The following is a 1,236-nucleotide window of genomic DNA, read 5'->3' on the forward strand; positions in this document are numbered from 1 at the left end:
CGCCGGGGGGGGAAACCGCGGGGGGGGCGGTTTTGGCCGTCACCGCCGCCCCAACCCGGGGCGCCGCCCCCCCCCGGGGGGGGGGGGCCCCCCCCCCCGCGGCCCCCCCCCCCGCCGGCCCACAGGACCGGTCGGATCAGCCCTTGCGGGCCTTCACCTCGGTGGTGAGCTGCGGCAGCACCTGGAAGAGGTCGCCGACCACGCCGTAGTCGACCAGCTCGAAGATCGGGGCCTCGGCGTCCTTGTTGACGGCCACGATGGTCTTCGAGGTCTGCATGCCGGCCCGGTGCTGGATGGCACCGGAGATGCCCGCCGCGATGTAGAGCTGCGGGGAGACCTGCTTGCCGGTCTGGCCGACCTGGTTGCTGTGCGGGTACCAGCCGGCGTCGACGGCGGCGCGCGAGGCACCGACGGCCGCGCCCAGCGCGTCCGCGAGCTCCTCGACCACGCCGAAGCCCTCGGCGGCACCGACACCGCGGCCGCCGGAGACCACGATGGCGGCTTCGGTCAGCTCCGGGCGGCCGGTCGAGACGCGCGGGGTGCGCGAGGTGACCTTGGCGGCGTTGCCGGTGAACTCCACCGACACGTTCTCGACGGCGCCGGCGGCCGCCGCGGCCTCCGGGGCGACGGCGTTCGGCTTGACGGTGATGACCGGCACGCCCTTGGTGACCTTCGACTTCACCTGGAAGGACGCGGCGAACACCGACTGGGTGGCGACCGGACCACCGTCGCCGGCCTCCAGGTCGACGGCGTCGGTGATGATGCCGGAGCCGAGGCGCAGCGCCACACGGGCGGCGACCTCCTTGCCCTCGCCGGAGGACGTGACCAGGACGGCGGCCACGTCGTTGGCCTTGGCGATCTGGGCCAGGGCGTCGACCTTGGGGACGACCAGCTGGTCGGCGAACTCGGCGCCGTCGGCGACGTACACCTTGGCGGCGCCGAACTCGGCGGCCTTGGCGGCGATGTCGGCGGCCGCGGCACCGGCGCCAAGGACGACGGCGGACGGCTCGCCGATGCGGCGGGCCAGGGTCAGCAGTTCGAGGGCCGGCTTGCGGACCGCGCCCTCGGCGTGGTCCACCAGAACCAGGATCTCAGCCATGATTCGTTGCTCCTGATCGATCGTTGGATGCGCTGACGGGCGGGACTAGATGAACTTCTGGTCGGCGAGGAAGGAGGCCAGCTGCTTGCCGCCCTCGCCCTCGTCCTTGACGACCGTGCCCGCGGTGCGCGCCGGAC

General features: G+C 73.9%; 1 protein-coding gene and 1 pseudogene. Both read right to left on the bottom strand.

The genetic code is table 11. From position 1 onward, the window contains the following. Positions 1 to 136: 136 nt before the first annotated feature. Positions 137 to 1,099 carry an electron transfer flavoprotein subunit alpha/FixB family protein gene (locus ACH4J0_RS32350; RefSeq protein WP_396244457.1) on the bottom strand — a complete coding sequence of 321 codons (963 nt, stop codon included), beginning with the start codon at positions 1,097 to 1,099 and terminating at the stop codon, positions 137 to 139. A 45-nt stretch (positions 1,100 to 1,144) separates the two neighbouring features. Next, positions 1,145 to 1,236, bottom strand: a pseudogene (locus ACH4J0_RS32355) (electron transfer flavoprotein subunit beta); the annotation flags it as partial.

It is taken from the genome of Kitasatospora sp. NPDC017646, assembly GCF_044329365.1.
Lineage (GTDB): Bacteria > Actinomycetota > Actinomycetes > Streptomycetales > Streptomycetaceae > Kitasatospora.

What these genes read in the sequence shown, in the direction of transcription:
- ACH4J0_RS32350 (WP_396244457.1), bottom strand. Translation starts at nt 1,099, where the DNA reads ATGGCTGAGATCCTGGTTCTGGTGGACCACGCCGAGGGCGCGGTCCGC.